Below are 13,413 nucleotides of genomic sequence, written 5' to 3' on the forward strand. Positions count from 1 at the left end.
TCCACTTCGTCTCGATTTACGAGAGGTACAAATCAACAGTTATGTGCCGGTAACAACCTATGAGCGTTGAATAAACACGTTTAGCAACTCCCGACAAAACCCGTTTTTCTGGGGGGCACACTCTTTTAACACTCCGACTTTACAACTTCTTGCCACGATCCTTTAGCCCTCCTACCGTAACAGGGTACACAACCATGAAACGCAAAATTACAGTCTCCTTCGCGATCCTTATGATCATCGTAACGGCCATCAGCGTTATGGCTGGTTTGGCAGGAATCTCGCTTTACTCGCACGAAATGCGAGACGAGATGCAGCTTCGAGTTAAAAAAATCGAAGAAGCCAATGCTGCCATAGAAACGCTAAAGGTCGAATTTCTGACGGCCCGCCGCGCAGAGAAAGACTTCCTGCTGCGGCTTGATGACAAGTATGTCGACAAACATGCTTCTGTCGTTTTGCGTATGAATGAACAAATCGAAATTCTGGAACGTGTGCTTCCCGAAATTCCTGGTCTTGAAGAGTCGATTGCCAATCTTCCAATGCTGATCGAAAATGCGACCCAATACGTCCTCAGTTTTCAAGATGTGGTCGACAGCAACCACCGATTGGGCCTCACCGATACGGAAGGGCTGCGCGGTGAGCTGGCCGCCGCATCGGACACGGTCACCGAGAGCCTCAAAGATGTCGCCATCCCTGTCTTGAAAGTCAATGTGCTGACAATGCGCCAACACGAGAAAGACTTCATCATCTCAGCGGACCCAATTTGGCTGGAAGAAGTCAACGCGCGCCTGCAAGAGTTCGAAGCATTTCCAGTTTTCTTCTATGACAATGCTGCACAACGTGAAGGAATTTTGCCGGTGATGGCGGCCTATAAGGTGGCCTTTGAAACGTTGGTCCAAGAAACACTGAAAGAGCGCGGCTCCCGCGAGCAGGTCTCTGCGCGCTACTCCGATGCCGCTCCCTATATGGATGCCATTGTCCAAGACGTCGCCGTAGCACTGGATCATGTCCGCGTAGAGAGCGATCAGCTCAGCCAAAGGGCGCAAGCCAGCTCTCAGTGGGCTGCAATCGCAGGGGCGTCGATCTTTGCCATCTTTGCTCTCCTTTTGGCACGTGGCATCGCCAAGCCATTGAAGCGAATTGATGTCGTCCTTAAAGACATGATGAACGAAGACTTCTCCAAAGATTTGCCAAAGTCCAAGATGCGAGAGCTTTCGGCCATTTCTGAGGCAGTTGGAGACTTCCGCAAAACCGAAGAAACCAAAGTGCACATGACCCGTGAGATCACCAAAGTGATCGAGGCCTGTGGCGAAGGTGATTTCTCCCGTCGTATTGACGTCGAAGGTGCAGAAGGCGTCTTCAAAGATCTCGGTCAGGGTGTGAACACCATTGGTGAAGTGGCTGAAAAAGGTCTGGGCGACGTTCAGGTCGCATTGGATACCCTAGCGACAGGTGATCTCACGCATGAGATGCCAGATGGCCAAAAAGGTGTCTTCAAAGATATCTCTGATGCGATCACCCACTTGACCGACAGCCTTGACGGCATGGTGCGTCAGCTGTCCGCATCTGGCCAAGTCCTCAACAATACCTCGCAAGAGATCTCGTCTTCTGTCGATGATGCTTCTCGGCGTGGAGAAATCTCTGCGGCGTCCTTGGAAGAAACCTCATCCTCGCTGCAGACCGTCGCAGAAACCGTGAACCACACTGCCAACAGTGCTCAAGAAGCACGTGCACACGTCAACGACGCACAGAAGAAGGCAGAAACCACACGTGATGTCGCGGACCAAACTGTCGCTGCTATCCAGAAAATCAAAGAGAGTTCCGATGCGATTTCTCAGATATCGGGATTGATCGAAGACGTCGCTTTCCAAACCAATCTGCTGGCGTTGAACGCAGGCGTGGAAGCTGCTCGTGCCGGCGATGCAGGTCGCGGCTTTGCAGTGGTTGCCTCCGAAGTTCGCGCACTTGCACAGCGCTCATCCGAAGCGGCACATGAAATCAACATGCTGATCTCCAGTTCACAATCAGAAGTGGCAAACGGCGTCGACCTAATGGATGAAACCGGCAACTCACTCGGTGAAATCATGCAAGCCGTAGAGCAGGTCGTCGGAAAAGTGAACGAGATTGCCGAGAACGCCGTGGAGCAGTCCACCGGGCTGAAAGAGGTGAACGCGGCCGTGGAAAACCTCGACCGCGACAGCCAGAAGAGCGCGGCCATGCTCGAGGAGACTGCAGCGTCAGGACAAGTCCTGTTGGGAGAAGCGGAAAACCTTGTTCGTGCGGTGGACGGTTTCACGCTCAAGAGTGAAGCAGCCGAGCCCAAGTCCGAAGATACATTGGATGAGGAATGGGATGCGGCCTAAGCGGCTGCACTTCATTTGAAACCATTAAGCTAAAAGGCCTCTGCCCGTTCGGCAGGGGCTTTTTTGATCCAAGTGTTGCTACTGAAACAAGAAGACAACTCAAGGCGCTGCCGGACTCGAATGTTGAAGTGAGGCGGTTCATGAATTTGACAAAAAAGCCTCCGCCAGTTGCCCGGCGGAGGCTCAATTCTTTGGCTAGGCAAGCAAAGCTCGCCAAACCTTTACCAGTCTTCGCGAACCACGACGCGCGTTTTGACCGGAAGTTTCATCGCGGCAAGGCGCAGAGCCTCACGTGCGATGTCTTCGTCAACACCGTCGATTTCGAACATCACGCGACCTGGCTTAACTTTGCAAGCCCAGTAATCCACAGAACCTTTACCTTTACCCATACGGACTTCGGTAGGCTTGGAGGTCACAGGAGTGTCTGGGAAGATACGGATCCAAACACGGCCTTGACGTTTCATGTGACGGGTCATTGCACGACGTGCTGCCTCGATTTGGCGAGCAGTCACACGCTCCGGTGTGGTTGCCTTCAGGCCGAAGGAGCCGAAGTTAAGGGTGGAACCACCCTTAGCCAGACCCTTGATGCGGCCTTTGTGCATCTTGCGGAATTTAGTACGCTTTGGTTGAAGCATTGATCAGTCTCCCTTAGCGACGACCGCCTGCACCGCGAGGTGCTGGGCCATCCTGGACTTCTTGAGCGCGGCGATCACGTGCTTGTGGATCATGTTCCATGATCTCGCCTTTGAAGATCCAGGTTTTGATACCAATGATCCCGTAAGCGGTCGTGGCTTCCACATGTGCGTAATCGATGTCGGCACGCAGGGTGTGCAAAGGCACTCGGCCTTCACGATACCATTCGGTCCGTGCGATTTCTGCACCACCCAGACGGCCTGCAACGTTCACCCGGATACCCAGGGCGCCCATACGCATAGCGTTCTGAACGGCACGCTTCATCGCGCGACGGAAAGACACACGGCGCTCCAGCTGCTGAGCGATAGACTCGCCAACCAGCGTTGCGTCGAGTTCCGGCTTGCGCACTTCAACGATGTTGAGGTGCAGCTCGGAGTCAGTCATCGCAGCGATCTTCTTGCGAAGCGTTTCGATGTCAGCGCCTTTTTTGCCGATGATCACGCCCGGACGTGCAGTGTGAACAGTCACGCGGCACTTCTTGTGCGGGCGCTCGATGATCACACGTGCGATACCAGCTTGCTTACACTCAGTTTTGATGAACTCACGGATTTTGATGTCTTCCAGAAGAAGATCACCGTAGTCCTTAGTGTCAGCATACCAGCGGCTGTCCCAGGTGCGGTTCACCTGAAGGCGCATGCCAATCGGATTGACTTTATTACCCATTAGGCTTGCTCCTCAACTTGACGCACCTTGATGGTGAGTTCCGAGAACGGCTTGATAATCTTGCCGAAACGACCACGAGCACGTGGACGACCACGCTTCATAGTCAAGTTTTTACCCACATAGGCCTCAGCAACGACCAGAGAGTCGACGTCAAGGTTGTGGTTGTTCTCGGCATTGGCAATCGCGGACTGAAGGCATTTCTTCACGTCCTGTGCGATCCGCTTGTTGGAAAAAGTCAAATCGGTCAAAGCCTTCTCAACTTTCTTGCCGCGGATCATGCCGGCCACTAGGTTCAATTTCTGCGGGCTGGTGCGAAGCATGCGGGTTTTCGCCATTGCTTCGTTTTCGGCCACGCGGCGGGGGTTCTTTACCTTGCCCATGACTTACTTCCGTTTCGCTTTTTTGTCAGCTGCGTGACCGTAATAGGTACGAGTTGGCGAATATTCACCAAACTTCTGACCAATCATGTCTTCAGTGACGTTCACAGGGATGTGCTTCTTGCCGTTGTAAACACCAAAAGTCAGACCCACAAACTGGGGCAGGATGGTGGAACGACGAGACCAAATCTTGATGACTTCGTTGCGGCCGGAATCGCGCGCTGCTTCGGCTTTTTTAAGCACGTAAGCATCGACGAAAGGACCTTTCCATACAGAGCGAGACATAGATTAACGTCCCTTCTTCTTGGCGTGACGCGAGCGGATGATAAGCTTTTGCGACGCTTTGTTCTTGTTGCGGGTCCGTGCACCTTTGGTTGGCTTACCCCAAGGAGTAACCGGGTGACGACCACCAGAGGTCCGGCCTTCACCACCACCGTGAGGGTGATCGATCGGGTTCATGACCACACCACGGACGCTTGGACGTTTGCCTTTGTGGCGCATACGACCGGCTTTACCGTAGTTCTGGTTGGAGTTGTCGGGGTTGGACACGGCACCAACGGTGGCCATGCATTCCTGACGCACGAGGCGCAGTTCACCAGACGACAGGCGGATCTGAGCGTAACCACCGTCACGACCCACAAACTGAGCGTATGTACCAGCTGCACGGGCGATCTGGCCGCCTTTGCCTGGCTTCAGCTCGATGTTGTGAATGATCGTACCGATTGGCATGCCAGAGAATGGCATTGCGTTGCCCGGCTTGATGTCAGCCTTAGCAGAGGCGATCACCTGATCACCAACAGCCAGACGCTGAGGAGCAAGGATATAGGCCTGCTCGCCGTCCTCATATTTTACGAGTGCGATGAACGCAGTCCGGTTCGGGTCATATTCGATCCGTTCAACGGTTGCGGCTACATCAAATTTGTTGCGTTTGAAATCAACGATCCGGTAGAGGCGTTTCGCCCCACCACCGCGGCGACGCGATGTGATCCGTCCGGTATTGTTCCGGCCACCCGATTTCGTCAGACCCTCAGTGAGGGATTTGACGGGGCGTCCTTTCCAGAGCTCCGAACGGTCGATCAGCACCAACCCACGTTGGCCCGGCGTCGTCGGCTTATACGACTTAAGTGCCATGCTTTCTGTCTTCCGTGTGCATGCAAAGAGCGTGCTCTCTGCGTAGATGAAGGCCCCTGCTCGCTGGTTTTGAATTCAAACCAACTACTAAGGTGCCAATGTTATAGGCCCCCGTAGGTGCCCGACTCTCAAAAGTGAGCAGCCCCAGAACGAATCTGAGGCCACACGACTTGCGCGATATAGCGGGGATGGGGGGGGGTGTCTATAGGAGGACTTGTTTTTGTTGGTTTCCCAAAAGAGCATTGTCGAAATTACTACGCCATCCTCTGTCAGCGACAGATTTCACCCGACTCAGGCCGAATAGACCAAGCCGCACTTATTTTTCAGCCAACTCAGTGCTGTGCGTCACTCGCCGTCACTTCCTGCCTTCTTAAAAAGAAATCCAAACAACCTATCAAAAAAACTTATCAAAAGGGGCACTAAAAGAAGGTAAAATAAAATTGCGCCAAATAGCGCCACTTGACCAGAAAAATCAAAATGCAGCAGCCAACGACTGAGACTCAATGCTGGAAAAATCTGCACCAAATCGATTGCGATCAATGCGATTCCAATTGTTCCCCAAAAAAAAGACTGCAATCCAGAAACCATTTGAAGCTACCTTATTCTACCCGAAAGCACGCCTGCAATGAAATCGACTCCAACATCAAGTCCAACGTTTCGGGCTTCATTGACTCGATGCCCCACTTCACCAAGCGCGGACAAGATACCAAGAGACATGGATGCTTCTGCACCAAATTTCTTTACCATAAACCGGCCCACCACGCCCCCAATAACCCCGCCAGGTACCATTCTTCCGGCGACGTAGGCAGGACTCCCCTTTCTCAACTGTTGACGCACATAGCTTGCGATTTCACGACGGACATGCGGGGGCGAACTCTGATATAAATCTAATGCAGCCGCAATTGCGGCTGCACCATCGGAACAGGATTGAATGCACCTTGAAAGACCCATCAAACCAGCTCCAATCCCCTTTGGAAAATTCTCAGTAGCGGCGATTCCCCGGATATTTAATATATCATAAACCTCAGTTCTGAAGCTGCGAGACCTATCGAAGTTACCTGAATGCACCTCCAGACTCTGGGTTCTACTGCCAAATTCATTGGATGAATAGTTTACTGGATCATAGACACCCACAGTATGCATACCATCGACGTCTCCCGCACCGAAGGAGCGCTCGGCATAATCGTTCGACCAACGGTCTGTACGGCTATCGTAAGTTTCTCTACCGTCTTCGTGATCAGTCCAACCGGTACTTGTCGATCCACCGGGATTGTAGGGAATATTGCCTTCTGGATCTGCCAAATTGATAGGATCATTGTGAGAGTACGCATATCGATTGGTTCCAACAGCAGGATCGCTAGCCTCGAACCAGTCAGGTTGAATGAACATCGCGGATACTTGCGTCGCGGCGATCAAAAATCCAATTTGCAAAACAATCAATCAAATTAACACAGCAAAAACTCTCCCGGAGCGTGTTTCCCCACAACTCTATACAATTGCATTCAGGAGACAACAAAAAAAACCCCCCGCCATCACTGGCAGGGGGCTTTTCAATGTCTCAAAGAAAGCAGTCCTTACAGACCGGTGGACACGTCGATTGTGTTGCCTTCTTCCAAGGTCACGTAAGCCTTTTTCACGTCTTTACGCTTGCCAAGCTGGCCGCGGAAACGTTTGACTTTACCCTTGGTGATGGTGGTGTTGACCGCTTTGACCTTCACACCAAAGAGCGCCTCTACGGCTTCTTTGATCTGGGGTTTGTTGCTGTCGATCGCCACTTCAAAAACCACGGCACCGTTCTCAGACGCCATTGTGGATTTCTCGGTGATGACCGGCTTGCGGATCACATCATAGTGTTCTGCCTTCGCGCTCATTTCAGTCGAGCCTCCAGTGCTTCGATCCCCGCCTTGGTGATCACCAGAGTGTCACGCTTGAGGATGTCATAAACGTTCGCACCCATTGTTGGCAGGATATCCAGACCTTCAATGTTGCGCGATGCTTTCAGGAAGTCTTCGTTCACAGAAGCGCCGTCGATGACCAGAGCACGTTTCCAGCCCAGGTTTTTCACCTGTTTGGCCAGAGCAGCAGTCTTGCCCTCAGAAGCGGCATCTTCGATCACAACCAGCTCACCTGCTTTCGCTTTCGCGGACAGTGCGTGCTTCAGACCCAGCTTGCGGAACTTCTTTGGCAGGTCGTGGCCGTGGCTACGCACAACTGGACCTTTGTAGATACCACCACCACGGAAGATCGGCGCATTACGGTCACCGTGACGTGCGCCACCGGTGCCTTTTTGGCGATAGATCTTCTTTGTGGAGTAAGAAGTTTCAGAGCGGGTCTTCACCTTGTGAGTGCCAGCCTGCGCGTTGTTGCGCTGCCAACGGACCACACGGTGCAGGATGTCCGCACGTGGTTCCTGACCGAACAGATCTTCGGACAGTTCAACCGAACCGGCTTTGGAGCCGTCAAGTTTGATCACGTCAAGTTTCATGCTTCACCACCTTCCGCAGGCGCTTCTTCAGCCGGAGCTTCCGTTGCTGCTGCTTTTACGGCTGCCGGGAAAGGCAGACCTTCAGGAGCTTTCTTCTTCACGGCGTCCTTAACGGAGACCCAGCCACCTTTGGAGCCAGGAACGGCACCTTTGATGAACAGAAGACCGCGGTCAGCGTCAGTTTTGACAACTTCGAGGTTCTGCGTGGTCACGCGGACTGCGCCCATGTGACCGGCCATTTTCTTGCCTTTGAAAACCTTACCGGGATCCTGACATTGACCAGTCGAGCCATGCGAACGGTGGCTGATCGAGACACCGTGTGTCGCGCGCAAACCGCCGAAGTTGTGGCGTTTCATAGCACCGGCAAAACCTTTACCGATCGAGGTGCCCGCAACGTCCACTTTTTGACCTTCAAGGAAGTGCTCAGCGGAGATTTCCGCACCGACTTCAATCAGACCTTCAGCTGGAACGCGGAACTCAACCAGCTTGCGCTTTGGTTCCACTTTCGCTGCTGCGAAGTGGCCACGCATGGCTTTGGAGGTGCGTTTGGCCTTTGCTGTACCCGCGCCGAGTTGAACAGCGGTGTAACCGTCTGTCTCTTCGGTGCGCTGAGCAACAACTTGCAGGCCGTCGAGGGAAAGAACGGTCACAGGGATCTGTTTACCGTCTTCCATGAACAAGCGGGTCATGCCCACTTTTTTCGCGATAATACCGGAGCGCATCAGATACTCTCCTTATACCGAAATCTGAACGTCCACGCCGGCCGCCAGATCGAGCTTCATCAGCGCGTCTACGGTCTGCGGGGTCGGATCAACGATGTCGAGCAGACGCTTGTGCGTACGGATCTCGAACTGATCGCGGGATTTCTTATCTACGTGTGGACCACGCAGAACGGTGAACTTCTCAATCTTGTTGGGAAGTGGGATCGGGCCACGAACCTGCGCGCCGGTGCGCTTTGCAGTGTTCACGATTTCCTGAGTGCTGGCATCCAGTACACGGTAATCAAAAGCCTTCAGCCGAATGCGAATATTTTGACTTTGCATTTCGTCAGCCTTGTATAGGCGTTGGAGTTGAGAGGAGGAGCCGCGACCATCGCAAACCCTCGTCGAACCCAAAAGACGGGACAAAGCCCGCCTTACGTTCACGATAGGAACCAGCGCCCTTTACAGCCGATTCCAAAGACTGGCAAGGAATTAATCCATATTCCGTCTTTCGGTTCACTTTCTCATCAAAACCACGTGCCTTTCATCCGCTTACCTTTTGACATTTAGCGGGCAGTACTAAGAAGCGCACTGTCCACACGATATGTCGGCCCGATTTTAAGTCACTCCATTGGGCGCACGAGAACTGCCGCATGGCTGACCTTACCAACTGTGTTCGCCACAACCGTTTACATCGAACCCCACACTACGGCCAAAGCGATGTGCCCTAGCACGGTGGGCACCTCCAGAGTTCAAACCGCGTTCAAGAAACTAACGTGCACTTCGGCAATATCGGTTCCTCAACAATTCTTCTTAGAACGCCTGCCATGAGCGACCCAAAGGTCGCCAGTAGAGAACGTGGTACTTGTTATTTTTCGGGCTACTGATCGGAGTGCGATATTGACAGGCCCAGCGCTCGTTTTCGAAGTCGGACTAAGATTGTACCGCAAGCCCGCAACGCTTCGCTATAGTCGGGCTGTTGCCCAACGAAGAGCTTCGAACAACATATTTTCAGGCCCAAGTCTTCCGTGCGTGATCGACCTCGGCTTGGATGTTTGAAATTAGGGTGCTTTGGCCCTCACCCCACGCATCATCGGGAAAATTTTGAAGTTCTTGCAAAGCGACCCACAATGGCTCCAAGCCAAGTATTGCCGCCGAACCGGAGAGGCGGTGAGCCTCTTCTCGCACTTTTTCACTGATGTAAGAACTCTCAGATATAGATGATAGCAAATCTTCGATTTCAATAAGAGCTTCATCGAGTGCAGCCTGAAATTTCTCCATACCGAATTGCTGAAGGAACTCCGGAATTTTCTTTTCTGATTCACCGACGAAATCATCGACCACATCTATCCCCCAAAGGGCAGCAAGAGACTGGTGAATTACGGCCTTGTTGAGAGGTTTTATCAGCACGTCGGTAAAGCTCTCGGAACGGATTTTGGCATGATCGGCCGGAGCGGCATGCGCGGTGACGGCCATTGCTGTCGCGTTTTGCGATGCACCGCTTCGCGTGCGGATGCGAGCAAGCGTTTCAATCCCGTCAATTTCAGGCATGCTGATGTCCAAGAACATAACTTCGAAGGCTGTCTCAGCAGCAAGATCAATTGCCTGAAATCCATCGCTGGCTTCCGTTACGACGCCGCCCAATTCCGTCAAAATAGCCGTCAATACATCGCGGTTGATTTTATTGTCGTCAACGACGAGACATCGGAAGCCCGCGGGTAGTGAGGGCAAACTCTGCTCTCCGAAACCAGACACCGGTGTTGCTTCGCGTTGCGCCACGGGAGGCAGTGGTACGCGAACCGTTATCAAACTGCCCTCATTTAGTTCGCTTTCCACCTCAATGAAGCCCCGCATCCCCTCGAGCAATCCCTTGGTGATAGCTAAACCAAGGCCGGTCCCGCTGTTTGTGCGATCATAGGCTGTATCCACGGTCACAAATTCTTCGAAGATCCTTCCGAGATTTTCAGGCGCTATACCGACACCGGTGTCAGCAATGCGCACCTCTACCACTTCACTGTTATCTAACCGCTCAACGTCGACCGATACGATCCCATCCTCGGTAAACTTGAGCGCGTTCCCAACCAAATTGACCAGACATCTTTGAAAAGACGTTTGATTGCCTGTCACCCATGTCAAATCTGGCGTGAGGAACTCGACTGTCAGCTTGTTATTCCGGGCTTCTGCGTGACCCTGTAAACTGTCCAAAGTGCTTTGAACCAAAGCTTTCAAATCAAATACATCGCGTTTCTCATCGAGGGCTTGCGCTGAAATGCTTGACAGCTCCAAAACATCGTTCACATGCGACAACAACAATTCGCCGGACACAGAGATCGCATTGAGATGCTGGGCTTGCTTCTCACTCAACCCGTCTTTCTCCAGAACATCTAGCGACCCAAGAATACCGTTCAACGGAGTCCGCATTTCGTGGCTCATCACGGTTAGCAAATCAGATTTTGCACGTTCGCTGTCCTGCGCTTTCGTCAGAGCTGAACGCAATTCTTCCTCTGCTATCAACTCAGAGGTGATGTCTCTAAGGAAAGAAACAAATACTCTCTCGCCGCTCGCATCAGAGAGCGAAATTGACAGTTCAACAGGAAAGACTTCGCCCGACTTTCTCAACCCTTCCAAACGCAAACGCCCTTTTCCAATGACGTGGGCTTCGCCAGTCTTCAAGAACCTGCGCATTCCGTCCCTGTGCAGCGCTCTCAACCGCGCAGGGACAACCAACTCTGACATATCTGCGCCTAGGGCTTCTTCACGGCTATACCCAAATACCGCTTCAGCCGCGCCATTGAATTCCATGATCCGACCGTTTGTATCAACGACTAAAACCGCATCCAGTGACGAGGCAATTGCGGCCTCGTATCTAGCGCGTGCGACTTCACTCATTTGCGAAACCCTCAAACCCTGTCGAAAGAGAGTAATCAAAATCCCGACAGCAAACATCAAAAGGCAGATCAAAAGGACGAGGCCATAGGCGGATCGCTTTAGAGTTCCTGAAAGCGTGGCACGCCTCTCTGCCTCTTGCTGTGAGAACACCTCGACCCCAGCGAGAGCGAGCCCACGAACCACCGTACGCAATTCGACAACCGCAATATTCAAGTCTGGTAAAGCGGCTTCTAGTAGACCGTCATCTGCATCAATGACTGGTGCGGTCACATCCAAAAAATCGACCACGATGGCCAACCTCTTCACCGTATCTTCGTCACTCGAGAGAGATTTAAAAAATGCACTTTGCCGGAACGTGGTGATCCGGCTGAAAAAAATGTCAAAGCGCTTCCTGACAGTGCTAAATTCGCCAGTGGCCTCTGCTCGAGCGTCAAGAATTGCGTTCTGCAATCCCATCAGCTCAACCTCCAGTTGCGACATGGTCCAGCTGACATCATCGTTCTGAGCCGTCGCAAGCGCTTGCAGATCAGCGAAGACCTTACGCTCGAGCACACCTACAGAGAGGAGGCTGGCGACCAACAAGCCTGCGAACAACAAGTAGGGCCACCGCCCGATCATTCTCGGTTTATCTATGCGTCGAATAGTGACCTCAAATTACTCCTCCCCAATCACCTCAAGGCGATTGAGCTGCCAAATGCTGCGTGAATAAAACTCTTCTGTCTTGTATTTTTCGTTATCATCATATGGGTAAACGATCCACAAAGGACCTTTGTCTCGTAACGGCATGGTCTCGCCGTTCCGAGAATAGGCAATAATCGGCCCGCCTTCCACCGCATCTGAAACCGGTATCGATACTGCGTAATCATTGGCTGCCGTCGCTCGCAACATTCCGCCACTTGCTCCGACTGTCTTTAGCAACGCTTTCAAGGACACCCCCTCAAAAACTTGGGGCCCCTCGGTCCAAATGGTTTCCGTTTCAAACACAGTTGCGGGCATCCCGCGCAGGTCTTCAGACGTCAACGCCCATGTAGTGCCCTGCGGAGGAGATGCTACGTCTCCGGATACCGAAAGCAAGACATCAGACGCAGCCCCAAAAGACGGCAAACAAACTGCGATCGCTACGACCAGCCCCCTGAAATGCATCATGTTCTTATTCCCCTTTGCATGTTCATTGGGGTGGTTTCTCGCACATGCACCCGTCGCGCTGCTCAGTGCATTCGGTCAAATAGCTAACCTTAAGTATAGCTTGGATACACGATCGATGGGCGTTCACACCCTATGATTTCATTTCTGAGCACGTATCTATGCGAAATTTCATAGGGTTATCCAATGTTGCAAGGCCTTCACCTTCACGGCCTCCGACACAAAGAAATTAAGGAGAAAGTAATGCAGTACGTTCAACTTGAAGATACAGCTGACACCACTGGCGGAACTCACACCAAGCCGCTAGTGTCTAAGGGTTATCATCGCACAAGGCGTCCTGTATCCATGCGAATTTTGCTTGCCGACGACCACGGCATGGTCCGTGAAACCATTTCTGCTTACCTGACAAACGAGGGGCGTGCAGCTGTTGTAGCAGCTTCAGATTTTTTTGAAGCGATGAAGGCATTGGATCAGAAAGGACCATTTGATCTCGTTTTGTTGGACTTTTCCATGCCAGGCATGAATGGGCTTCAAGGGCTTACCGACGCGATCAAGGCAAACCCGGATCAGGCCTTTGCAATCATCAGTGGCACGGCAACCAACAAAGTGGCCCACGAAGCACTGGCTGCGGGCGCAATCGGGTTTCTGCCAAAAACGATGGGCGCCAAATCTCTTGTGAACGCCGTCCGGTTTATGATTGCAGGAGAAACATTCGTTCCCGCCAGCGTATTGGCTGACAAAGATGGACGCGAGGACAACGATTTTTCTAAGCAATTCAGCATGCGTGAAAAACAAGTGTTGGCATGGCTCTGCAAAGGCGCATCGAATAAAGAGATTGCGCGAGATCTCGATCTTCAGGAGGTCACAATCAAGCTACACGTGCGGACTGTATGTAAGAAGCTCAACGCCAAGAACCGCACTCAGGCTGCAATCTTGGCGAAAGAAGCAGGTTTTGAATAAACCTGCTTCAT

Annotated in this window: 15 protein-coding genes; 2 read left to right on the forward strand and 13 right to left on the reverse strand. The window is 52.3% G+C overall.

Translation table 11 applies throughout. The features are described 5' to 3' along the window. Positions 1-194: 194 nt before the first annotated feature. Positions 195-2,360: a methyl-accepting chemotaxis protein gene (locus tag ABWV47_RS07515; protein WP_353310313.1), complete on the forward strand. Its 2,166-nt coding sequence runs from the start codon at positions 195-197 to the stop codon at positions 2,358-2,360. A 221-nt stretch (positions 2,361-2,581) separates the two neighbouring features. Here the strand turns inward: ABWV47_RS07515 and rplP are convergent, their stop codons facing one another. The 13 genes from rplP to ABWV47_RS07580 form a co-directional block, all read right to left on the reverse strand. After that, positions 2,582-2,995: a 50S ribosomal protein L16 gene (gene rplP, locus ABWV47_RS07520; protein WP_164644444.1), complete on the reverse strand. Its 414-nt coding sequence runs from the start codon at positions 2,993-2,995 to the stop codon at positions 2,582-2,584. 13 nt (positions 2,996-3,008) lie between these two features. After that, positions 3,009-3,716, reverse strand: a complete 708-nt coding sequence (rpsC, locus tag ABWV47_RS07525; RefSeq protein ID WP_353310316.1) for a 30S ribosomal protein S3 — start codon at positions 3,714-3,716, stop codon at positions 3,009-3,011. Then, a complete protein-coding gene (gene rplV / locus ABWV47_RS07530; RefSeq protein ID WP_353310319.1) occupies positions 3,716-4,096 on the reverse strand; it encodes a 50S ribosomal protein L22 in 381 nt (126 codons plus the stop codon). The genes rpsC and rplV overlap by 1 nt, the downstream gene beginning before the upstream one ends. A gap of 3 nt (positions 4,097-4,099) precedes the next feature. Next, positions 4,100-4,378, reverse strand: coding sequence for a 30S ribosomal protein S19 (gene rpsS, locus ABWV47_RS07535; protein ID WP_353310321.1), 279 nt, complete (start codon positions 4,376-4,378; stop codon positions 4,100-4,102). Positions 4,379-4,381: 3 nt separating this feature from the next. Continuing rightward, complete coding sequence (gene rplB, locus ABWV47_RS07540) at positions 4,382-5,224, reverse strand: 50S ribosomal protein L2 (RefSeq protein WP_353310324.1); 843 nt, start codon at positions 5,222-5,224, stop codon at positions 4,382-4,384. Between the two features lie 345 nt (positions 5,225-5,569). Further along, a complete protein-coding gene (locus tag ABWV47_RS07545; protein ID WP_353310326.1) occupies positions 5,570-5,812 on the reverse strand; it encodes a hypothetical protein in 243 nt (80 codons plus the stop codon). A gap of 6 nt (positions 5,813-5,818) precedes the next feature. Further along, positions 5,819-6,664 (reverse strand): RHS repeat-associated core domain-containing protein, encoded by an 846-nt coding sequence (locus tag ABWV47_RS07550; RefSeq protein WP_353310329.1) that lies wholly within the window; start codon positions 6,662-6,664, stop codon positions 5,819-5,821. Between the two features lie 134 nt (positions 6,665-6,798). Further along, the gene (locus ABWV47_RS07555; protein WP_058238271.1) at positions 6,799-7,095 is read right to left on the reverse strand and encodes a 50S ribosomal protein L23; all 297 of its coding nucleotides are present in this window, start codon (positions 7,093-7,095) and stop codon (positions 6,799-6,801) included. Further along, complete coding sequence (gene rplD, locus ABWV47_RS07560; protein WP_299423801.1) at positions 7,092-7,709, reverse strand: 50S ribosomal protein L4; 618 nt, start codon at positions 7,707-7,709, stop codon at positions 7,092-7,094. Before rplD ends, ABWV47_RS07555 begins: the two co-directional genes overlap by 4 nt. After that, positions 7,706-8,431 (reverse strand): 50S ribosomal protein L3, encoded by a 726-nt coding sequence (gene rplC / locus ABWV47_RS07565; protein ID WP_353310332.1) that lies wholly within the window; start codon positions 8,429-8,431, stop codon positions 7,706-7,708. The genes rplD and rplC overlap by 4 nt, the downstream gene beginning before the upstream one ends. 12 nt (positions 8,432-8,443) lie before the next feature. Beyond that, entirely contained in the window at positions 8,444-8,752 is a 309-nt protein-coding gene (rpsJ, locus tag ABWV47_RS07570; RefSeq protein ID WP_044028221.1) for a 30S ribosomal protein S10, read from the reverse strand. A gap of 669 nt (positions 8,753-9,421) precedes the next feature. After that, positions 9,422-11,917 (reverse strand): hybrid sensor histidine kinase/response regulator, encoded by a 2,496-nt coding sequence (locus ABWV47_RS07575; RefSeq protein WP_353310335.1) that lies wholly within the window; start codon positions 11,915-11,917, stop codon positions 9,422-9,424. Between the two features lie 36 nt (positions 11,918-11,953). After that, entirely contained in the window at positions 11,954-12,445 is a 492-nt protein-coding gene (locus ABWV47_RS07580) for a putative pterin-binding protein (protein ID WP_353310338.1), read from the reverse strand. Positions 12,446-12,787: 342 nt separating this feature from the next. Here ABWV47_RS07580 and ABWV47_RS07585 point away from each other — a divergent pair, with 342 nt between their 5' ends. Continuing rightward, entirely contained in the window at positions 12,788-13,402 is a 615-nt protein-coding gene (locus ABWV47_RS07585; RefSeq protein ID WP_353312048.1) for a response regulator transcription factor, read from the forward strand. Positions 13,403-13,413 lie beyond the last annotated feature (11 nt).

Origin of the sequence: Shimia sp. NS0008-38b, assembly GCF_040370365.1 — a bacterium.
Classification (GTDB): domain Bacteria; phylum Pseudomonadota; class Alphaproteobacteria; order Rhodobacterales; family Rhodobacteraceae; genus Shimia.